General features: G+C 60.6%; 17 protein-coding genes. 15 read left to right on the forward strand and 2 right to left on the reverse strand.

Features of this window, described 5'->3' with window-relative positions; translation table 11 throughout:
• Positions 1-92: 92 nt before the first annotated feature.
• The gene (locus tag H3O04_RS03265) at positions 93-665 is read left to right on the forward strand and encodes a Fur family transcriptional regulator (protein ID WP_124477403.1); all 573 of its coding nucleotides are present in this window, start codon (positions 93-95) and stop codon (positions 663-665) included.
• Between the two features lie 103 nt (positions 666-768).
• Here H3O04_RS03265 and H3O04_RS03270 read toward each other — a convergent pair whose 3' ends face one another.
• The gene (locus H3O04_RS03270; protein ID WP_059559890.1) at positions 769-1,608 is read right to left on the reverse strand and encodes an AraC family transcriptional regulator; all 840 of its coding nucleotides are present in this window, start codon (positions 1,606-1,608) and stop codon (positions 769-771) included.
• Positions 1,609-1,834: 226 nt separating this feature from the next.
• Between H3O04_RS03270 and H3O04_RS03275 the strand changes: the two genes are divergently transcribed.
• From H3O04_RS03275 to H3O04_RS03300, 6 genes are all read left to right on the forward strand, one after another.
• Complete coding sequence (locus H3O04_RS03275; RefSeq protein WP_124477404.1) at positions 1,835-2,245, forward strand: hypothetical protein; 411 nt, start codon at positions 1,835-1,837, stop codon at positions 2,243-2,245.
• 81 nt (positions 2,246-2,326) lie between these two features.
• Positions 2,327-2,899, forward strand: a complete 573-nt coding sequence (locus tag H3O04_RS03280; RefSeq protein WP_124477405.1) for a cupin domain-containing protein — start codon at positions 2,327-2,329, stop codon at positions 2,897-2,899.
• A 1,623-nt stretch (positions 2,900-4,522) separates the two neighbouring features.
• Positions 4,523-5,713 carry a KamA family radical SAM protein gene (locus H3O04_RS03285; RefSeq protein WP_023474919.1) on the forward strand — a complete coding sequence of 397 codons (1,191 nt, stop codon included), beginning with the start codon at positions 4,523-4,525 and terminating at the stop codon, positions 5,711-5,713.
• Between the two features lie 47 nt (positions 5,714-5,760).
• On the forward strand, positions 5,761-7,122 hold the full coding sequence (locus tag H3O04_RS03290) for an ATP-grasp domain-containing protein (RefSeq protein WP_202587127.1): 1,362 nt from the start codon (positions 5,761-5,763) through the stop codon (positions 7,120-7,122).
• Between the two features lie 28 nt (positions 7,123-7,150).
• The gene (locus tag H3O04_RS03295) at positions 7,151-7,855 is read left to right on the forward strand and encodes a 2OG-Fe dioxygenase family protein (protein WP_226240853.1); all 705 of its coding nucleotides are present in this window, start codon (positions 7,151-7,153) and stop codon (positions 7,853-7,855) included.
• Between the two features lie 6 nt (positions 7,856-7,861).
• Entirely contained in the window at positions 7,862-9,121 is a 1,260-nt protein-coding gene (locus H3O04_RS03300; RefSeq protein ID WP_124477406.1) for an MFS transporter, read from the forward strand.
• Positions 9,122-9,353: 232 nt separating this feature from the next.
• On the opposite strand, the gene H3O04_RS03305 is transcribed toward H3O04_RS03300, so the two are convergent.
• Complete coding sequence (locus tag H3O04_RS03305) at positions 9,354-10,133, reverse strand: TetR/AcrR family transcriptional regulator (RefSeq protein WP_043886556.1); 780 nt, start codon at positions 10,131-10,133, stop codon at positions 9,354-9,356.
• A 118-nt stretch (positions 10,134-10,251) separates the two neighbouring features.
• Between H3O04_RS03305 and H3O04_RS03310 the strand changes: the two genes are divergently transcribed.
• From H3O04_RS03310 to H3O04_RS03345, 8 genes are all read left to right on the forward strand, one after another.
• Positions 10,252-11,946, forward strand: coding sequence for a bifunctional 3-(3-hydroxy-phenyl)propionate/3-hydroxycinnamic acid hydroxylase (locus H3O04_RS03310; RefSeq protein ID WP_337249612.1), 1,695 nt, complete (start codon positions 10,252-10,254; stop codon positions 11,944-11,946).
• 7 nt (positions 11,947-11,953) lie between these two features.
• Entirely contained in the window at positions 11,954-13,024 is a 1,071-nt protein-coding gene (locus tag H3O04_RS03315; protein WP_124477409.1) for a VOC family protein, read from the forward strand.
• A 36-nt stretch (positions 13,025-13,060) separates the two neighbouring features.
• Positions 13,061-14,017, forward strand: coding sequence for a fumarylacetoacetate hydrolase family protein (locus tag H3O04_RS03320; RefSeq protein ID WP_124592197.1), 957 nt, complete (start codon positions 13,061-13,063; stop codon positions 14,015-14,017).
• Positions 14,014-15,975 (forward strand): acyl-CoA synthetase, encoded by a 1,962-nt coding sequence (locus tag H3O04_RS03325; RefSeq protein WP_124477450.1) that lies wholly within the window; start codon positions 14,014-14,016, stop codon positions 15,973-15,975. The genes H3O04_RS03320 and H3O04_RS03325 overlap by 4 nt, the downstream gene beginning before the upstream one ends.
• Positions 15,976-16,076: 101 nt before the next feature.
• Positions 16,077-16,802 carry an OmpW/AlkL family protein gene (locus H3O04_RS03330; protein WP_124592198.1) on the forward strand — a complete coding sequence of 242 codons (726 nt, stop codon included), beginning with the start codon at positions 16,077-16,079 and terminating at the stop codon, positions 16,800-16,802.
• Positions 16,803-17,303: 501 nt separating this feature from the next.
• The gene (locus tag H3O04_RS03335; protein ID WP_062884173.1) at positions 17,304-18,326 is read left to right on the forward strand and encodes an IS110 family transposase; all 1,023 of its coding nucleotides are present in this window, start codon (positions 17,304-17,306) and stop codon (positions 18,324-18,326) included.
• Between the two features lie 280 nt (positions 18,327-18,606).
• On the forward strand, positions 18,607-19,116 hold the full coding sequence (locus tag H3O04_RS03340; RefSeq protein ID WP_237666158.1) for a DUF2844 domain-containing protein: 510 nt from the start codon (positions 18,607-18,609) through the stop codon (positions 19,114-19,116).
• Positions 19,117-19,133: 17 nt separating this feature from the next.
• Positions 19,134-20,369, forward strand: a complete 1,236-nt coding sequence (locus H3O04_RS03345; protein ID WP_202587128.1) for a DUF3443 domain-containing protein — start codon at positions 19,134-19,136, stop codon at positions 20,367-20,369.
• Positions 20,370-20,392 lie beyond the last annotated feature (23 nt).

Here is a 20,392-nt window from a genome sequence, read left to right on the forward strand (position 1 = left end):
CCGTCGCGCCGATGTCTGATGCCAACCATTGGCCACGCGGCTCCGCGTTGTCGCGAACAACCGGAAGTTCTGCATAACGAAGGAATACGGATATGGACTCGCACGACGACCCGCCTCGGATCATTGACCTGATTACATCATTCGGTGGCAAGCGCCTGCCGTCTGGCAAACACACGATGAAGCACACCACGGCAGTCTGTCCGGCGACCACACCGCCGATGTCGTCCCAGGAACAACGATTGGCGGCCAGCCGACTGCGACCGACGATCGCTCGTACCCGTGTCCTGTCCGTACTGGAACAGGCGGCGCCGCGCTGTCTCGATGCCAGTCAAATGTATCGCATCCTCTGCACGCAACTCGACAGCCTCAAACCGGCCTCCATCTACCGTGCGCTGAATGATTTATGGACCTCCGGCTTGCTGGTCCGTACGGAGGGCGCTCAAGGCCGCGCACTCTACGCGCTCAAGCCGGACAGCAAGAACCTTCAGAACGACACCGTGCGCTGCCGCTGTGGCGCGCGGTTGGTTTTTATCGAGGATCGGGCATTGCACGAGCATCTCCGATCACTGGCGACCAAGGAAGGCTTCGATCTCGACAACGAGCCAGCCTTTACCATCACCGTGACGTGTGCGGAATGTCGGTCGTCCCGCAGGGGAAGAGCGTAGGTGACCTTAAAACAAGGTCGCCCGATCTGACAGCGGCTCGCCGCTTTTTGCCGCCAGGCTTCCATGCTCGGTGGACGACGGCACGCTCCACTCGAGGTGAGACTCATTCGGGAAGCACGATGCCGCGTACGGCATCAGACTGCGCGTTTGTCGTTCGATCGGAAAGGTATCGTGCTGGCGGCTTGCCTACCGCCTTGCGGAACATGGTGATGAACCCGCTGGCATTTTCGTAGCCCAGTTCCAGCGCCACCGTTTGCACGCTTTCGCCGATGGTCAGGCGTTGAAGCGCCAGGATCACATGCAGTTGCCGGCGCCAGCGTCCGAAGCTCATGCCGATTTCGTGCAGCAGAAGCCGGCTCATGCTTCGCTCGCTCATGCCAATGCGGGTGGCCCAATCGCCCTTTGAGGTTTTGTCGGTAGGATCGGCCAACAGCATTTCCGCGAGTCGGCGCAATCGCGGATCACGCGGCATCGGCAAATGCAGGTCTTCTACCGGAGCCGCCGCCAACTCATCCAGCAACGCGGCAATCAGCCGGTCTTCCCGGCCTCCCGACGGGTATAACGCGGGGAAGCCGGCCACCTTCAGAAGCAACTCGCGCAGCAATGGCGAGACCGAGATCGTGCAGCAGGTTTTCGGAAGATCCGGTGCGGCATCAGGCTCCACGAACAGGCAATGACATTCGGTTTCACCGGATCCGCGTGCCGAGTGGGGCAAGTCTCCCGGTATCCATACCGCACATTGCGGCGGCACGATCCAGACACCGTTTTCGATTTCGCAGTTGAGGATGCCGCGGACGGAGTAAAGCAGTTGCGCTCTGCGGTGCCGATGCCTCGCATGTTCCCAGCCCTTGGCTACCGACATGGCACTCAGGGCGACAACGGGCCGGGGCAGGTTATCCACGTCCTTGGCCGCGGTCGGATCGGTGATGGCAATGCTTGACATGATGCGTATCCGGCTTCGGATCCAAGATGAGGCGCTGGCCTAATTGAAAAATATTATGGCCAACTTGTGCAATGACGTCCAGTCATTCCGTCGGTATCGTGTGATTGACCATGCTGGTCGTTCTGCTCGCCAGGGCTATTGTGCTTCCGGCCCGGAGGGGTATCCCGTTTTCTTGACGAAGTGGGGCTGCCAGCTATTTTCCGTGATGCGCCGAAGGAGTATTGGCATGTTGATTGACGCCTCGAAGTTCCCCCTGGTCTGGATGCGACTAAACGCGCCAGGCACCGAGCCCACAGCCTCGCCTTTTGCCGAGTTCGAGGGATTGCTCGCACGGAAGGAAGTTTTCGTCTTACTCAACGACGAGGGGCTTGATACAGGCGAACACGAACATTCGCCGGAAGAAAGGAAGCAAACCTCGCTTTGGATGAAACGCCACAAGAGCGAATTGCAGACCTTCGTCAAGGCAGGGATCTACATCGAACCGAATGCCGCCAAGCGACTGGCGACCAAGGCGTTCGCTCTGGTGTACGAAAAATTTTGGGGCTATCCCATGCTCACGGTTGCGACGAAAGACGAGGCACTGGCCCTGGCGCGGAGGTTGTTGCTGGGCGAGCAAACGGATGCATGGTCACACTAGACCCGACTAATGAGGTCGGTCGGAATCTGGAGGCCGGCGCGTTAAGAGGCGGTACGCGCACCGAAGAAATGAGGCAGGTCAATGGCATCGAAAACGGTCGAAACCCAGCGCTCCGTCTCCGTCGGCAGCAAGATTCGCTTGCTGCGCCAGCGCCAGGGTCGCACGTTGGACGACGTTGCGACCGTCTCGCAGCTTTCCAAGCCCTTTCTTTCGCAGGTCGAGCGAGATCACGCCAGCCCGTCGATCACTTCGCTCGCGAGCATCGCGAAAGCGCTGGGCGTGTCAGCCAGCTATTTCATCGATACGCCGACCGAGGAAAGTTGCGTGCGACGCCGTGAGGATCTGCGGTACTTCGCCTTCGCCGATTCCGCCGATCTGCTCGCGCGCCTGTCGATTCGGCCGGGCGACCGCCAACTCGAAGCGATTCTCGTGCGCATGTCGCCCGGCGAGCGACCAGGCAAAGCAACCACGCACGCGTGCGAGGAATTCGTGCATGTGCTCAGCGGTGAAGTGACGATCACGCTGGAAGGCAAAACGTTCGTGCTCGGTGTGGGCGACAGCGCGCACTATGAATCGACAATTCCGCCTATCTGGACCAACACGCGCGACGACGAGGCCGTGCTGGTCTGGGTGGGCACGCCGCGGCTGCTTTGACCGGCGCGCGGCGCGCACATGGACGCGCGGCGACTTTTGCGGGGCCGTAGACGCCTTTTTGTGCCCCCGCCGTCGCTTCCGGCCCCCCCTCCGATCCGTACCTCGACTCCTTTCCCCCGCGAATGGCGTTTCCGGCAGACCCAAGCCATGATGGTTGAGCGAGATCATGTTGCTTTCTGGGTCACGGGAGAGATCCACAAGAGTTGATGGGTGATGCGTCGCGCGTGTTCAGCGGCCGGCGTCGTAAGGCGAACGGCGCCGGCGCCGCGTGGTGGGGCAGAGGGAAATTCGCTGATGTCACGATACACGGAACTTGTGCTCAATTCCGGCGATATGCTGGCGCCCCCATCATCGCGCCAGTTACGCCGCCATCGACATACAATTCGGCGGCTTGCACGTAAGACGATTCATCCGAGCATATAGCACGAGGAGTGCTGACTGCGCTTGCCGCTGAAACGCTCATTCATTGCGCTGCTGGTTGCCCAGTTCCGTCGAGACACCTAGGCAGGGCCGCGACATTCCCAAGGACGACTTTTCTGAGAATTCCCAGGGCCACGGACATCTTTTCTGAGAAGAGAGGCATGTAAATTTCTCAAAAAAGATGTCCAAGCCCTTGATCTGTCTAGGGGACCAACGACACGTTTTCTGAGAGCCCACAGGGGGGCGCGCAGCAGGGATACTTCCTCTTCATTTGGGACGGACATCTCTACATTTCCGGCGCGTTGCGACACGCGTCCGGCCTATCCACGCACACCCGCATTCAGAAAGGTGGGCAACTTGCCTATCAAATTGTAAGAAATGATGCCCGGATGAGCTCGATATTGGGCTTATTCAAAGCCGCATCGACGAGGGGTATTTTCAAAATTTGGGAGAAGCTGAATATTCTATTTTCTAGGCGGGCGTTAAACCTGATGTTTTTACGAGGTGCGCAATTCCTTGAGTATCGAATGATGTCGATTGGTAATTGTAAAAATGCGAGCTGTATGTGCGTTTCCAAATTGAAAGCACGACAGAGGCGTCCGGCAAAGTAGACGTGTGGGAAGGGACTGTTATGGATGGCTAGTGAAATTCTTCTTGCGCTACTTAAATTTGTTAACTTAGGATTGAGACTCGTCGAATCAGGAATGCTTATATCCAGAACGGGAAATCTTTCAAATTCCTTTGGCTTGGCCGCCGCGAGAAATGGTCTTGCACGGACGTAATAGCTCGCATGAATCACGATCGGACGGGGAGCGGGAACTGTCGTTTTCGCATGCTGAAGCGAAAGCAAATAAATTTCTTCGAAATATTTAATCGATGCCTCTCCATGTTCGTGAGTAGGCTGAGCAGAGTTGCGTCCATATTTCTTTGTTGGGCGGTACTGTGGCTTAGGCTTTCTGCATCGCGTAACTATATCGACGATATGGCTCGATGGGATATTTCAGATGTCAGTTTGTGTATGTCCCGTGATCGATGCTTTCATGGTTTGATGGATTTGCAGTTTGCAGTGTTGTATGGGCCATATTCCGGTTGAGTGTAGTGTCGATGGTTTTCTATCCGGCGCTCGGATCATGGGTCGTGTTGAATTCATGAGCGTAACGATACGTTGATCGCATTTCGTTGGTCTAGAGAGGGCTGAATAAAATGTTGATTGGAAATTCTGATGGCAAAAAAAAATATTCGGACAACTATCGGATTTTTGATGTCGCGTCGGCCGAATGGCGCGACTGGCGCTGGCAGCAACGGAACACCATCCGGGAAGAAGCATCGCTACGCGAGGCCTGCGGGGGCTGGTCCGACGAACTGAGTTCGCACATTCAAAGCAATCTGAACGGCCGCAAGCTACAGATCACGCCCTATTACCTCCGCTTGATTCGCGAATCGCAGGGCGACACCGACGCCGACATCGTCCGGAATCCGCTATGGCGTCAGGTCGTTCCGTTCTGGAGTGACGAAATCGTCGGAGGATACGATGGCGAATCGGAAAACTGGGAACTGGCGCATGAAATGAAGACGCCGATTTGTCAGCACAAGTACGACAATCGCGTCATTTTGCGCATGGTAAACACGTGCAATTCGTATTGCCAGTTCTGCTTCGAGGCGCTCCGCACGCTTGAAGTCAATAGCGAAAAGACCAACGCCAGCCGGGACACGTTCGGCGAAAGCGTGGCCTATATCAAGCAGAATCCGGCAATCGAGGAAGTTATTCTGAGCGGCGGCGACCCGTTGATGCTCTCCGACGCCAAGCTCGACGAGCATCTGTCCGCCCTGCGCGACGTCGGACGCGATCTCCTGATCCGAATTCACTCCAGATCGCTCACCTTCAATCCGTACAGGGTCACCGATCAGTTGGTCGCAATGCTCGATCGGCATCGGGTGAACGCATTCGGCGTTCACGTTTGCCATCCGGACGAACTCAGTCCGGCCTTCACGGACGCAGTGAAGCGGATTCGGTCGGCGGTGCCGATCGTATTTTCCAACATGCCATTCCTGCGCGGCATCAACGACGACGAGGAGACGCTGCATCGGCTCTTCATCGAACTGTATCGCCGCGGCGTCAAACCGTACTACCTGTATCACTTCATGCCGTTTTCGCCGGGCGCGTCGGTCTACAAGGCCTCGATCCGCGACGCCATCCGCATCATGAACCGACTGAAGCGGCGCGTTTCGAACGTTGCGATGCCCGAGTATGTGCTGCCTCATGCGAAAGGAAAGTTTACGGTGCCGCTGTTCGAAGGCCAGGGCGACATCCCGCAGTTTGTAGAAACCGGCGAACAACGCATCTACCGGTTCGTCAACTGGCAGGGCGAAACGTGCGACTGGATCGACAACTGAACGGGCGCTGAGCGGTGTGCGGACTGATTTCTCATCCAGGTGAAAACATGCGACAAGACGCGGTTTTGTTTGTGCAAATCGAGGGCTCCTTGCTGTCGTTGACCAGCTATCGGGATTATCACTTCGAGGTCGCTCGCAAGATGGGTCTCGCGTGCCTGACGGCCGTCGTGCGCCGGCACGTGCCGACGGACGGCGATGCACGCGCGGCGCGCGACGACACGTGGTGGCTCGATTCGCTTTCCGTCGAGTCGCTGCTGAGATTGCTCGAGCGTCTGGACGCGCACTATGAAGTGAAGGCCGTCTTTTGCTATGCGGGGCAGGCGTCGGCCTATGGGGAAGTGGGCGCGGTGGTCGCCGAGATTTGCCGGATGACCGGCCGAGTCCATTCTCCGTCGGCGGCCGTCGCCGCCTGCAACAACAAATTCCTGATGCGTGCGGCGCTGGAGGAACGGGGGGTACGGTCGATTCGACACGCAATGTGCAGCGATGTCGACGCATTGCGAGAAGCCGCCGACACAGTGGGCTATCCGCTGATCGCGAAACCGCCTTACGGCGCGGGCTCAGCCTTTACCGCGAAGTGTCGCGACTGGAACGAATTGCGCGATCACTATCAGCGATTCACCGCGCAACATGGTCAGGCAGTGGTTTCGGACTACTACGGCATGCCGCACGACGTCCACGCCCGTGACGGCGCCCCGGTTCACTATGAGCCGGGCAAGAGCATTCTGCTTGAACAGTACATCGACGGCGTCGAAGGCAGCGTCGAATGCGTGATCGTCGACGATCAGGTTTATCCGGTGCTGATCAACGAAAAGCTGATCCTGACGGAGAAGCGCGGCACGGTGCTGGAAAACCTGCTGATCTCGCCGCCGGTGTCCTTTCCGGCGCCCGCGATTGCCGAGATCAATCGGTATGCGATCGATTGTCTCGAAGCGATCGGCCTGCGCAACGCGATCGTCCACCTCGAGTTCCGTCTGTCGCCGACCGGCCCGATCGTCATCGAGATCAATCCGCGGCTCGGCGGCCTTTATGTGAACGCGGCGCTCAAGGACATCGCGGGCCTCGACCCGTACGAGCTCTATCTGCTGATGCTGACACGGGCTTCCGGGCTGCACGAACGCTTGCGAAGCGCCTGCGAACGCGCGGCGGACGGGCGCCAGCATTACTCGATGTTCGCGCTGTTTCCAGAGGCTAGCGGAACATTCAACGGAATCCGCGGGCTCGATTCCGTCGTCGGCGATCCGGCGATCATCGAATGCAAGGTCGCCTGCCCGGTCGGTAGCGAGGTCCGGGCGGACATCGAGGAAAATTATCTGCTGAAGGGCTGGGCGGCAGTGAATGGGCGCGATCATGCGATCGATCTCTATGACCGGATCGTTCGCGATCTCGAGCCGGAAATCGTTTCCTGAACGAATGGCCCGACTCACGGGAGACACGATGTCCATCGATACCATCATTGACGCGTTGAATCGCAACGGCTATTGCCATGCACCACGCTTCCACGGCGTGATCCGCTGCGATGATGACGAGGTCGTTGCGTTCAAGCGCCACTGGGAGCGCCTTGTCGTCGACGAGAACTATAAGCGCTACACGCGACGCGAACGGCGCTTCCTGCTGTATCGCTTCAAGCCGGGCCAACCGTTGGAAATTGACCGGAACACGAATTTCGAGCCAACCGCGACCTACGATGTGGACTACGTGTCGGGCGTCAATCGCTTGACCTATGCCGAGGACTCCTTCATAGAAAGTGCGATTCTCCGCCAGTTGCTGGACGTCGACATCGCTATCCTGGGGGAGCGGCTGGTTGCGGGGTGGGAGTACAAGATCGATGTCCATCTGTTCCGGATCATTGCGGAACAAGGTGAGGTCAGTCCGACCACATCGGGGATTCACCAGGACGGGTTGGAATGGGTCTTCATGCATTTCATCGACAGTCGCAATATCCGGCCGGTCGTATCGGAGATCCACGCGTCGAAAGTTTCCACCGTTCCCTTGTTCGCACGGCCGCTGACGGATTTCCTCGATACCGTGATCGTGAACGATGCCGTGCTGTACCACAGTGCCAATGCTGTTCAGCAAGCCAACCCGGACGAACTCGCGTTCCGGGACATGTTGCTGATTTCCTTTTCCTCAGCGAGATGAGCTGCCATGAAATCCGAGCTGGTTCTAGAAAAACGCGCTTCGTCTTCGTTGGCGCAGTTGTACGTCTGGTTGTCGTTCAAGACGATCTCGGACATCAGTTCGACGATGATCAGCATCGTTCTGGCGACCTATGCGCTCGAGGTCACGGGCTCCGCCGCGCTGCTCGGCTTGACGATGGCGTCGCGCCTGCTGGGTGCGGTCGCGGGCGGCGCCGCGGTGCCGCGGCTGAGCCGGTTCTCCCGCCGTACCCTGATCTTCGCCGCGGAAGCGGGCAGTGCACTGGCGATCGGCGTGCTGGCGATGTCGTCGCGTGCCGCCGACGCGTCGCTCATCTATTTCGTGCCGTTCTTCATCGGCCTTTTCCAGGGGATCTACCGGGTGTCCATCATGTCCGAGGTGCCGGAAATGGTCGGGCAGGAGGGGCGGCATCGTTTCAATGCGGTCCTCAGTGCGACCGATGGGGTGTCGGTGGTCGGCGGTAGCCTGCTCGCATCGGTGATTACGCAGTACCTGGCCTACAAGAGCGTATTCCTGATCGATTCGATCACGTTCGCGATCTCCGCCATCGCATTTCTGATGCTGGTGGGCAACATGCCGCGCCGGCATCGACCGGCCGAGGAGACACACGCTGCGGCCGAGGCCGGTGCACTGCCGCGCGGGGCGCGTTATCTGTCGGTCATCGTGATGCTGGTGATCTGCGCGCGCTTCGTCGAAGCGTTCGGCTCGGGTACGCACAATGTCGGCTTCCCGATCAGGTCGCAGCTGTTCGACCCGAATCAGCCCGCGTTTCTGTACGGCTGGCTGATGGCGGTGTGGGGCGTCGGACGGCTCGTTTCCGCGGCAGTGACGCCGCGCTTGCTGGAGCGTCTCGAATCGCGTCACCAGCCACTCGAGCCGTATTTCATCGCGTTGCTGATCCTGACCTTCGCGTGCTTCCTCGGCGTCTTCGAGGTGCGTGGCATGTCGGGGATGTTGGGCTTCGTCTTGCTGGCGGGCATTTTCGACGCCGCCACGGAGACGATCTACTATTCGCTCCTGCAATCGACGCCGGCCGCGTCGCGCGATCGCGTGATCGGTATCTCGTACGTTGCCGAGCGCACCGGCCTCGGATTGGGCATGCTGGCGGTCGGGTTCGTGTTCTCCCGGCTCGGAACGGACGTGACGGCACTGCTGTTCTACGGTGGCTCCATTGCGCTGGCCGGCGTGGCGTTCGTGGGCGTCAAAAGACGGCTGGCGCAGGGGGCAGCGGTCGGGCAGGTCGACTGATTCCGGATGTGTTCCCTGGTTCGTCAAGGCGACCCGAGACATCTTCTCCGAGCGCCCGCAACGGGCGGACGAGCGTCAAACAATCAAAGAGGCTTCCGCCGCTGCCCTGCCGTCGGCGAGGTCATGAGCCTGCATGCCCCCGCGCTGCGCAGCCGGCACAGGGTGACGACGGCCGTCAGCGCTACGCAGGTACCCGGCAGGGTTCTACCTATCCCAGACGAACGATAGATCGCTAGCGCTCCGGCGACTCCTCGGGCGCAGACGTCACGGCGGGCGGCAATGGGCGATTCGCAATCTCTGTCGCTTCAGTTCGCGGCACACCCAAGGTCTGCAACAGGGATGAAGCTGCCCGCTCGGCAAAGCCGTTCTGACTGTACCCGATCATGTTCAACATGTCGGTAACCGGCTTCTCGTCCGCATCGAATCGGAGCTCGATCGCAATGGCGGTCAGTACCGCGCCCCCGACCGTGATCACGCTCATCAGCGGGTCACTGGCCGAGAATCTCCCCGCGAGGATGCCTTTCTGAATATCCCTCAACAACCGCGGTCCGAGGCCGCGGCTGAGCGCTCGCATGGACAACCCTTCGCGCAGGAGAAATTGTCCCCAGACCGGCTCGCTTCTGGCTCGCAGCAATGTATGGCGCAGCGACACGGAAATGATCTCGGCCGGGTCGGTGAGGCTGCCTGCGATACGGTCCAGGGTATCCGCGAACTCCTCGAACACGATTTCCAGAACCGCGGCATGAATCGCTTCTTTCGATTCGAAGTGGTTGTAGAACGACCCGAAGCCCACGTCCGCGGCTTCCGTGATTTCATTGATCGCGACGCCTTCCATCCCCTTTTGCGCCATGAGTACGAAGGCGGCGTCCAGCAGGCGCGCCCGCGTCTCGCGCTTTCGGCGCGCGCCTCGCGGCTCACGAACCTCGGGGCTCGACGGCGCTTGCCCGTTCGGGGCGGCCGGCGACGGTGTTCTGGTGCGACGGGAGGTAGTGTTGGGCATCGGCATGCGCATGGGTTCGATGTTCGAGTATACGTTCGAACGTCAAAATTGACAAAGTTATCAGTTATGACTCTAATGTCATCGAGACGGCCTGCAGCGGCCAGTCCGAAGAATTGGAGGCAGAACGGTGGTGGAGACAAAACTGACGTGCGAGCCGGGCGTCCATGAAGGCAACGACAACGCGAGCTGTGCCAGCGGCCGCGACTTGCCATCGGATGTAGACGTGCTTGTGGTGGGCTGCGGCCCCGTCGGCGCGGCGATCGGCGCGCTTCTTGGCCGGGATGGCGTGCGTGTGCTTGTCGTCGACCGGGCGGCGGAGATCTTCATGGCGCCGCGTGCGATCGCGCTCGACAACGACGCGCTTCGCATCCTGCAGTACATCGGGGTGAGCGAAGCCGACCTCGATACGGTGGCGATCCCGTACGTCCGGATGCGCTCTCCCTGGTTCGGCGAGTTCGGGCGCATCAATACGCTGGGGAGCGTGGATGGCCATCCGAAGCTCGTGACGTTCTATCAACCGGACCTGGAGCGATGCTTGCGTGCCCGACTGGCCGCGCACCGCACCGCCCGAATGGCGCTGGGTGTGACGCTCGTCTCGCTCGACGAGCACGCCGATCACCTCGCCGCCACGCTCGACGGCGGGCAGGGCGCGCGGCACGTCGTGCGCGCTCGCTACGTCGTCGGTGCCGATGGTGCCAGCTCGATCGTGCGCCAGTTGATCGGACAGGATTTCAAGGGCAAGACGTTCGCGGAAGACTGGTTGATCGTCGACGCGCGAAACGTGCGCCGACCCATCGACCATGTCGAGTTCATCTGTGACCACCGGCGGCCGACGCCTCATATGACCGCTCCCGGTGGGCGTGAGCGTTGGGAATTCATGCTCCATCCCGGCGAGACGCGAGAGGAAATGGAATCCGACGAACGCATCCGCGAGCTGCTCGCGCCGTGGGGCGGCATCGAGGACATCGTGATCGAACGCAAGGCCGTGTACCGCTTTCATGCCCGAACCGTCAGGGCCTTCAGCAAAGGACGCGTTTTTCTTGCAGGCGACGCCGCTCATATCACTCCGCCGTTCGCTGGCCAGGGGCTCGTCGCCGGTCTGCGCGATGCCGCAAATCTCGGCTGGAAACTGGCGTGGGTCGTCAAAGGCCACGCAACCCAGAAAATTCTGGACTCCTACGATAGGGAACGCCGGCCGCACGCGAAGGCGATGATCGGCGTCGCGAAATTCATGGGCAAGCTCGTGATGCCGCGAAATGCCGGGATCGCGTTGTTCACGCATGGTCTGATGCGATTGACACGGCTCGTTCCGCCGCTGCGGAATCACTTCGACGAGCTCGGAATCAAGCCGAAGAATGCGTTCCGGAGCGGTCTGTTCGTCCCCGGCCATTCATCCACGCGGCTCGTACGCGGCGCGGCGCTGCCGCAGGGATGGCTGCGCAAGCACGATGGCGCGATCCGCCTGAGCGACGACGTGTTCGGTAGCGGTCTCGCGTTGATCGGATTCGGACGGGACCCAGGCGTCGAACTCGACGCCGGCGCGCGAGCCGCGTTCATTGCGGCGGGGGGCGTCGTGGTGCGGGTCGTGCACCGCGGGCAACGCCTTCATCGCATCGACAACGACGGATGGGAAGACCTGGACGGTACGTTCATGCCGGGTGTCGTGCGGTTTGGCTGGGCGGCCGTGATTCGGCCGGACAAAACGGTCCTGCACGAAGGCCCGGTAGCCGATTCGACCCGTCTCGTTCTCGAATCCCTGCGATTGCTTGGTGCGCGCACGTCGTTGTCGTCGCTGACTGATCACATTGCCCAGCCGATCACCTGAGGCCCCCATGAAGCTCACTACTGCACAACCCGCACGGAGCCCCCAGCCGACGACGAAGGCCCGGGCGCTTTCCTATCTGATGTTCGAGCGTCCCGATCTCGAACGGGCCGAACGATTTCTCAACGATTTCGGCCTGCGGACGGTATCCCGTGACGGCGACCATCTGTTCCTTCGGGGCACGGCCGCCACGCCGTTCTGCTACGTCGTCCGGCGGGCTGAAAAAAACAGCTTCGTCGGCTTCGGGCTCGAAGTCGACGGCATCGATGCACTGCGAAAGCTTGCCGACGTACCGGGCGCGTCGGACGTGGAGCCGTCGCCGTGGCCCGGTGGCGGGCATCGCGTCACGCTCGTCGATCCGTCGGGTTTTCGTGTCGACGCAGTCGCGGGACAAGCGCGGGCCGGCGCCCTGCCGCACCGGTCGGCGTTACCGTTCAACTCGCCCGATTCCATCGTTCGCGTGAACGATACCCAGCGTCCGCCGCTGGAAGTGCCGGAAGTGATTCGCCTCGGTCATGTCGTGCTCGAACTCGCCGATTTCCAGGCGACCTGCGCGTGGTACACGTCTCACTTCGGCTTCATCCCGAGCGACGTTCAGGTGTTGCCGGATGGCTCGCCCGCCGTCGCGTTCCTGCGACTCGATCGCGGGGCGACACCCGCCGATCACCATACCCTGGCATTGGCACAGGGATTCGCAGCGCTATACAGCCACTCGGCATTCGAGCTGGTTGACGCGGATGCCGTGGGGGTCGGGCAGCGTGTGCTGAGCGAAAGAGGATGGACGCACGCATGGGGAATGGGGCGCCACATTCTCGGAAGCCAGGTCTTCGACTATTGGCAGGACCCGTGGGGCGACAAGCACGAACACTATTGCGATGGGGACATGTTCACGGCGGACGTGGCGACGGGCATCCACGAAGTCAGCCGTGAAGCGATGTCGCAGTGGGGCCCGCGGATGCCGCGCAGCTTCACCAAACCGAAGATCACCGCGGCGAGCATCGCATCGCTCATCCGAAACCTCCGGACCAGTCCGGACGTCACGTTCGCGAAGCTGCGCACGCTCGCGAAGCTGTTTGCGTGACCTTCATCTTCACTCAGACCTGTTCGAGGCATCTTCATGGCATTGCACGTCTTGCACTACCGGCATCAGGGGCGCGCCCAATGGGGCGTGGTGAGGCATCACCGGATCACACCGATACCGGGCGACTACTCGACCACTGGCGAATTCGTGCGAGCCCATCGGATCGATGAACTCGCCGCGCTCGGTGGAGAAACGATTTCCGAGTCGGACGTCGAGTGGCTGTCGCCGGTCACGCGCAATCAACGGTTCGTTTGCCAGGGCGCGAACTATCGTCAGCACATGATCGAGTCCGGCATGAACCCGGATGCGAAGTCATTCAACATGATCTTCACGAAGGCGACGAGCTGCATCGTCGCCGCCGATTCCGACGTCATCCGGCCGCAACATGTGCGGTTTCTGGACTACGAGATCGAACTGGGGCTCGTGCTTCGCCGCGATATCACGTCCCGGCAAGCCATCACGGACAAGAACCTGCACGAGTACGTGGCCGGCCTCGTGATCGTCAACGACTATTCCGCACGCGATATCCAGATTCCCCAAATGCAGTTTTACAAGGGAAAAAGCTATCGGACGTTCGGGCCGGTCGGGCCGTATCTGTGCCTGCTGGAGGCCAGCGATATCGCGCGGCTGCGCGCGCTGACACTGACACTGACCGTGAACGGGGAAGTGCGGCAGAGCGATTCGACCGGGAACCTCGTATACGGTCCGGCCGAAACGCTCACGGAGCTTTCGGGTGTTCACGATCTGAACGCCGGTGACTTGCTTGCAACGGGCACGCCGTCCGGATGCGCGCTCAGCATTCCGTCGCCGGCGAAGCAACGGATTGCCGCGTTGCTGCCGGAGCACATGAAGTGGCGGATGTTCACGAAGGTTCAGGTCGCGCGCCCGCAGTACCTGAAGGCCGGGGATCTGGTCGAAGCACGGATCCGGAGCAGGGACGGGGCGATCGACCTCGGTGTGCAACGCAACCGAATCGTGGACGAGCGCGCATGAACGCCATCGCAACCGAAGCGGACGTGCTTCGGATCGAAAACCAGGGGCCGCCCGACGACCTCCCGGCCAGCACTTACGAGATGATCGGCCGCGGTGCGGCGATCGACCCGAGCGCGCCGGCCTTGTCGTTTTTCCTGCGCGCGGACGATCATCGCAAGCCATTGCGCTGGACCTATTCGGCGCTTCTGCGGGATATCACCCGCGCCGCGAACCTGTTTTCGCGCCTGGGCATCGATCGCCACTCGGTGGTCGCCTACGTGCTGCCGAACTTGCCGGAGACGCATTTCGTCATCTGGGGCGGCGAAGCGGCCGGGATCGTATGCGCAATCAATCCGTTGCTGGAGGGACCGGCGATCGCATCGCTGCTCAAGGCCGCAAACGCAAAAGTGCTGGTGACGCTGGCACCCTTTCCGGGAACGGATATCTGGTCGAAGATCCATCCCGTCCTGAGCCAGGTGCCGTCGCTGCAAAGCCTCGTCCTGATCGATCTGGCCGAGCGCGTGCAGGGGTGGCGCCGAATGGCCGCACGCGCGATGCAGCGTCGCGAATGCAAGCGGTTGCACGGGCGCGCGGGCGTGCGCGGCGCCGTTCCGCGCCACATCGAGATCCACGATTTCGACCGTGCGATGTCGCGTGAATCCGGCGATTCGCTGCTGATCCCCCGGCGTTTCGAAGCCGACGACATATCGTCCTACTTCTGCACGGGCGGCACGACGGGATTGCCGAAAATCGCGATTCGCCGGCACGGCAACGAGGTGGCCAATGCGTGGAGCGTCGGGCAGGTCGTCGGCGCCGGGATGGGTCCGGGGAAGACCGTTTTCTGCGGACTGCCGCTGTTCCATGTCAATGCCGTGCTGGCAACGGGCCTGGTGCCGTTCTCGCGCGGCGCACATGTGGTGCTGGGCACGCCACAGGGCTATCGCGGCGACGGCGTCGTCAAACGATTCTGGGAAATCGTCGAGCACCACAGGATCAACTTCTTCAGCGCGGTGCCGACCTTGTATTCGGCATTGCTCGACGTGCCCGTCGACGGTCGGAATATCGACTCGCTCGAGTATGGGCTCTGCGGCGCCGCGCCGATGCCCGTGGAAGTATTCCGCACGTTCCAGGATCGCACCGGGGTCCGGATTCTCGAAGGTTACGGGCTCACCGAGGGCGCATGCGTGAGCAGCGTCAATCCGCCAGGCGGCGAACGGCGTCTCGGTTCGATCGGTTTGCGCATCCCTGGCCAGATGATGAAGGCGGTGATGCTCGACGACGCCGGCCGCTACGTGCGCGATTGCGTCGAGAACGAAGTCGGTGTGCTGACGATTTCCGGGCCGAACGTGTTCGCGGGCTATCTTCAGGAAGATCAGAACAAGAGCCTGTGGCTCGATCTCGGCGACGGCCGGCAGTGGCTCAACACCGGGGATCTCGCGCGGCGCGATGCGCAGGGATACTTTTGGCTCACGGGGCGCCGCAAGGAGCTCATCATCCGGGGCGGGCACAACATCGATCCGGCGACGATCGAAGAACCGCTGCACCGCCACCCGGCAGTGCAGATCGCCGCAGCGGTCGGACGTCCCGACGTGCATGCAGGCGAGCTGCCGGTCGCCTACGTGCAGTTGAAAGCCGGCGCAACGGCAACCGAGACGGAGCTCGACACGTTCATACGCAGCTCGATCGGCGAGCGCGCCGCGATTCCGAAGCGGATTCATATCGTCGATGCGATGCCGCTCACGGCGGTCGGCAAGATCTTCAAGCCCGAACTCAAACGATGGGAGACGTTCGACGCGCTGATCTCCGCGCTGAAGGATGCCGGCGTCGAGGGTGCGCGGGTGAGCATGGTGGACGACCCGTCGCGCGGGCTCGCGTTGCATGTGGCGCTGAGCGATCGCGCGCAGATAGAGAAGACCAATACGGTGCTGGGGCGCTTCCCGTTTGCCTTTTCGACTTCTGTCGAACCCGAACATCACTGATTGTCGATGCTCGGAGCGTTTGGGGTTGAAGTAAGCAAATAAATTCGGAATACGAAGTGAATAAAAGCGGGATTTTTCTTGTCCAAAATCTGGAGACAATCATGAAGCGAATCAGCGCAGGAACCGTCGTACTGGTCGCGGCCATCTCTGGCGCGCATGCTCAATCAGCCGGTCAGTGGGTGGTCAATGCCGGCTGGTCCCATTTCGCGCCGCAGGGGTCGGCTGATCCGCTGACCGTCAATGCGCTCGGCCAGTCACAAGTGATGACCGGCAGCGGTGGGGAGATCGCAAGCGGCGATACGTTCGGACTGACCGCGGCGTACTTCCTGACCGACCATATCGCGGCGACGACGGTCATGGGTTTTCCGCCGACATGGCACTTGAACGGCGCAGGTACGCTCAGCGGTTTCGGCGAGCTGGGGACCGCGCGGGCCTGGAGTCCGGCGATCATCTTCAACTACTACTTCGGCCAGCCGAATGCACGGTTCAGGCCGTATCTGGGCGCCGGCGTCACCTACACGTGGTTCAGCAACATCAAGCTCAGCAACCCCGTTTCCACCGGCCAGATCTATTTCTCGCCGACCGTCGGGACAGCGCTCGAGGGGCCGACATCCGTGTCACTCAGCAATTCCTTCGCGCCCGTCGTCAACGGCGGCCTGACCTACAACATCGATTCTCACTGGTCGATCAACGCGTCGGTGGCGTATTCGTGGGTATCGACACGCGCCACGCTCACTACCCGGTCATCCGTCGGCACGATCACGAGCACCAGCAAATTCCGGGTCAATCCGATCGTGACGTTCCTGTCGGTCGGATACCGCTTCTGAACCGCATCGGTCAGGACACGTCGCACGCATGTTGCAGTGCCGCCCTGCGGGCGACGTGACGATCGCCGTCGAGTTTCAGCGGCGCATGGCCTGACCGCGGACGTCTCGTGATCGTTGCTCGCGACATGCGCCGAGTGCGGCCGGAACATTGAGGAGGACTAACCCGAACGATGGATATGACCCACGTGGTGCCGATGATGAATGTGACACCGACGTTAGGAATGTTCGAGCACGCGCTCTATCGGCATAAGTGACAAAAATATCAGTATTGAGTTTAATGTCACAAAATGTTGTGGCCGGCCCCCACGGGGCGTGGTTACCGCTCTCGGCGACGACGGCGTTGGGGGTGACTTGATCCCAAGGGAGCGATCTCGCAGCGGGGGCGCCCCGAACCGTCTTACGCGGGTGTTACCCAATGGGATGGACGCCCCCACTCGTAACGGCATCAATGTGCCAAAGTGGAAGTGTCGAGCAACCACTTGAACCGAGGGGAGCGTCATCATGCAGATTACGACGATAGGCATCGATCTGGCAAAGAACGTATTCCAAGTTCACGGCGTAGATGTTCGAGGCAAGGCGGTGCTGAAGAGGCAGCTCAAGCGCAGTCAAATGGTGACCTTCTTCGCGAATCTGCCTGCGTGCCTGATCGGTATGGAAGCGTGTGGCAGCGCCCACTACTGGGCGCGCAAGCTCCAGACGCTCGGGCACACCGTGAAGTTGATGGCTCCCCAATTCGTGAAGCCGTATGTAAAGACCAACAAGCACGATGCGGCTGACGCGGAAGCCATCTGCGAAGCGGTCAGCCGGCCGAACATGCGATTCGTACCGCTCAAGCATGTCGAGCAACAAGCGGTGCTCGCGCAGCATCGTGTTCGGCAAGGGTTCGTCAAGGCTCGGACCGCGCAGGCCAATCAGATTCGGGGGCTATTGGGCGAGTTTGGCTTGGTCGTGCCGCAAGGCATCGTGCGCCTCTTCGAGCTTGTGCCGGCGTTGCTGGAACAGGAGACGGACCAGTTGCCAGGCACGTTTCGCGAATTGATCCATCGCTTGCTCGACCATCTGAAGGAGTTGGACCGGCAGGTCGGCGAGTTGGAGGCCCAGATTCAAGCATGGCACCGTGCCAATGCGCTGTCGCGGAAGTTGGAGCGCATTCCAGGCATTGGGCCGATTACGGCGAGCGCGCTGGTGGCATCGATCGGTGATGCCAAGAACTTTACAAACGGCAGGCAATTGGCAGCGTGGCTCGGGCTGGTGCCCAAACAGCACTCGAGCGGCGGCAAGACGAACCTGCAGGGCATTAGCAAGCGAGGGGACACGTATTTGCGCACGTTGCTCATTCATGGAGCGCGGGCGGTGATCCGACATGCGGAGCACAAGCTGCAGGCGCACCAGTGGCTGCACAAACTCATCGCCCGACGTAACAAGAATGTGGCAGTCGTTGCACTGGCCAACAAGAACGCCCGTATCGTATGGGCGCTGTTGGCACGCGATAGTGAATTCCGATCCGATCACGCCGCAGCGTGATCGGATCAGCTTGCAGGAAGAGCAACAGAAGGCTTCATGGCAGCAGGCAGAACTCCACCGATTGCACGAGCGATCAGGCAGTGATGGCAAACAGGTTAGACCGTGGTTGGCTAAGCCCGCGTCTCCCCAGGCACTTCGAGTGCGATTACCCGATTGCGGCGCCAACCAGCACATCCCATCAGGGACCGTGGCCGAAGGCCACAATCAGAGTCCGAATGTACGGGTGCAATCTTTACCTCGCGTCGTCACGTACTGAGAGCTTGGCAAGCCGGGGGCGTCCATGTACGGGGAGGGAGAGGTGAGGTCGATTAACTGTGTTTACGCCGCCGCGCTCATCGCGGGATGGGCAGCGCCCCATGCGCATGCCGAACTGGGCGGCGCACCGATATCGCTGGCCGCCGCCGATCATGCCGCGAAAGTGCGTGTGATGCGGCCTGCGAATCGGGCGGCCGATGGCCTGACGGCGAGTCCAGCCGTGTACATCGTCCGTGAATCCACGCTCGAATCTGGAACCGTGATCCGCGAATACACATCGGGCGACGGAATCGTCTTCGGCGTCGCGTGGCAAGGGCCGACGGTTCCCGATCTCGCGTCGGTGTTCGGCAATTATCTTCGCGATTACAGGGCGGGCGTGGAAGCCGCGCATGCAAGTCGTGGCTGGCGTACGCCGGTATCTGTTTCGACGCGCAATCTCGTGATCAAGACAGGAGGGCACATGGGCGCATTTTCCGGGCAAGCCTGGTTGCCGCCCGCGCTTCCGTCCGGCCTGACCGGTAACGATATCCTGTAACTCCGATGAAAATGATCATGAGCATTTTTCGTACGGTCGTCCGGTGGTTCGGCATATTCAGCTTGATGATCGTTTCGACAGCTTTCCTGGTCGCGTGCGGCGGCGGCGATTCCGGTTCCGGCGAAACGGGCGCCAGTAGTTCTGGCACATCGGACGGCAACACCGGGAATACCGCCATCATTACGGTTGCGCGAGGCGTTGCACGCGTCGTCAACATTCCGACCGTCAACATCAAGATTTGTGCGCCCGGAACGTCAAGTTGCCAGGTGGTGTCCAATGTGCTCGTCGACACGGCATCGTATGGCTTGCGGATCGTACGTGATGCCATTCCGAGCGTTATCGACAGTCTGCCTAAAACAACCACGAGCGACGGAGCGACGCTTTCCGAGTGCGGCAAGTTCGTTTCGAGTTATACGTGGGGCACGGTTCGAACGATCGACCTTGCCATTGGCGATGAACGTGCGCGTTCCTTGCCGGTGCAGATCATCGGCGATCTCGGAACGGATAACGTGCCAAGTTCCTGTACAAACGGGAATGAATCGGCGAACTCGGCCACGGCGCTTGGTGCAAACGGCATTCTTGGAATTGGCCCGGCGCCCTATGATTGCGGCGCACCCTGTGTGAAGGTCGCGTCGTTGAGCAACTACTACGCGTGCGCGGACGGAAACTCGAGTTGCGAACAAGTCACCGTGCCGCTATCGCAACAGATCAGCAATCCTGTCGGTCAATTTGCCGTAGACAACAACGGCGTGATTGTACAAATGCCGCAGATTTCAGAAGACGGTCGGGAAAGCGCGACGGGCTCGTTGATTTTTGGCATCGGCACGCAAAGCAACAATGCATTCGGTGCCACCACGAAGCTGATGTCGACGACGACGGGTGATGTGCCGGGAGCATTCCTTTCCAGAAAGGTCACCGCGTTCTTCGATACCGGATCAAATGCGAATTTCTTCGATGACTCGTCGCAGATTACGTGTACCAGGAACACGCAATTCTATTGCCCGTCAACGACGACCACTTATGCCGCGACCCTGGTTGGGCTCGACGGCACGGTGAGCATGATTTCCCTGTCCGTTGCAAACGCAGATACGTTGTTCTCGAGGAGTTCGACATATGCATTCAATGACGTCGCGGGTCACTTCGGATCGTCATCCTGGCTAGATCTCGGGCTGCCCTATTTTTACGGTCGGACAATCTATTTTGGTCTGGATCGTTCGGCGGAAGGCGGGTCTGCGCCTTACGTCGCATACTGATGCCTCGAGCAGGGCCGGATACT

It is taken from the genome of Burkholderia sp. KCJ3K979 (genome assembly GCF_016759955.1).
GTDB lineage: Bacteria > Pseudomonadota > Gammaproteobacteria > Burkholderiales > Burkholderiaceae > Burkholderia > Burkholderia orbicola.

Excerpts from the sequence above, each read along its gene's own strand:
- H3O04_RS03265 (WP_124477403.1), top strand. The coding sequence starts at position 93 with ATGGACTCGCACGACGACCCGCCTCGGATCATTGACCTGATTACATCA.
- H3O04_RS03270 (WP_059559890.1), bottom strand. The coding sequence starts at position 1,608 with ATGTCAAGCATTGCCATCACCGATCCGACCGCGGCCAAGGACGTGGAT.
- H3O04_RS03275 (WP_124477404.1), top strand. The coding sequence starts at position 1,835 with ATGTTGATTGACGCCTCGAAGTTCCCCCTGGTCTGGATGCGACTAAAC.
- H3O04_RS03280 (WP_124477405.1), top strand. The coding sequence starts at position 2,327 with ATGGCATCGAAAACGGTCGAAACCCAGCGCTCCGTCTCCGTCGGCAGC.
- H3O04_RS03285 (WP_023474919.1), top strand. The coding sequence starts at position 4,523 with ATGTTGATTGGAAATTCTGATGGCAAAAAAAAATATTCGGACAACTAT.
- H3O04_RS03290 (WP_202587127.1), top strand. The coding sequence starts at position 5,761 with ATGCGACAAGACGCGGTTTTGTTTGTGCAAATCGAGGGCTCCTTGCTG.
- H3O04_RS03295 (WP_226240853.1), top strand. The coding sequence starts at position 7,151 with ATGTCCATCGATACCATCATTGACGCGTTGAATCGCAACGGCTATTGC.
- H3O04_RS03300 (WP_124477406.1), top strand. The coding sequence starts at position 7,862 with ATGAAATCCGAGCTGGTTCTAGAAAAACGCGCTTCGTCTTCGTTGGCG.
- H3O04_RS03305 (WP_043886556.1), bottom strand. The coding sequence starts at position 10,133 with ATGCGCATGCCGATGCCCAACACTACCTCCCGTCGCACCAGAACACCG.
- H3O04_RS03315 (WP_124477409.1), top strand. The coding sequence starts at position 11,954 with ATGAAGCTCACTACTGCACAACCCGCACGGAGCCCCCAGCCGACGACG.
- H3O04_RS03320 (WP_124592197.1), top strand. The coding sequence starts at position 13,061 with ATGGCATTGCACGTCTTGCACTACCGGCATCAGGGGCGCGCCCAATGG.
- H3O04_RS03325 (WP_124477450.1), top strand. The coding sequence starts at position 14,014 with ATGAACGCCATCGCAACCGAAGCGGACGTGCTTCGGATCGAAAACCAG.
- H3O04_RS03330 (WP_124592198.1), top strand. The coding sequence starts at position 16,077 with ATGAAGCGAATCAGCGCAGGAACCGTCGTACTGGTCGCGGCCATCTCT.
- H3O04_RS03335 (WP_062884173.1), top strand. The coding sequence starts at position 17,304 with ATGCAGATTACGACGATAGGCATCGATCTGGCAAAGAACGTATTCCAA.
- H3O04_RS03340 (WP_237666158.1), top strand. The coding sequence starts at position 18,607 with ATGTACGGGGAGGGAGAGGTGAGGTCGATTAACTGTGTTTACGCCGCC.
- H3O04_RS03345 (WP_202587128.1), top strand. The coding sequence starts at position 19,134 with ATGAGCATTTTTCGTACGGTCGTCCGGTGGTTCGGCATATTCAGCTTG.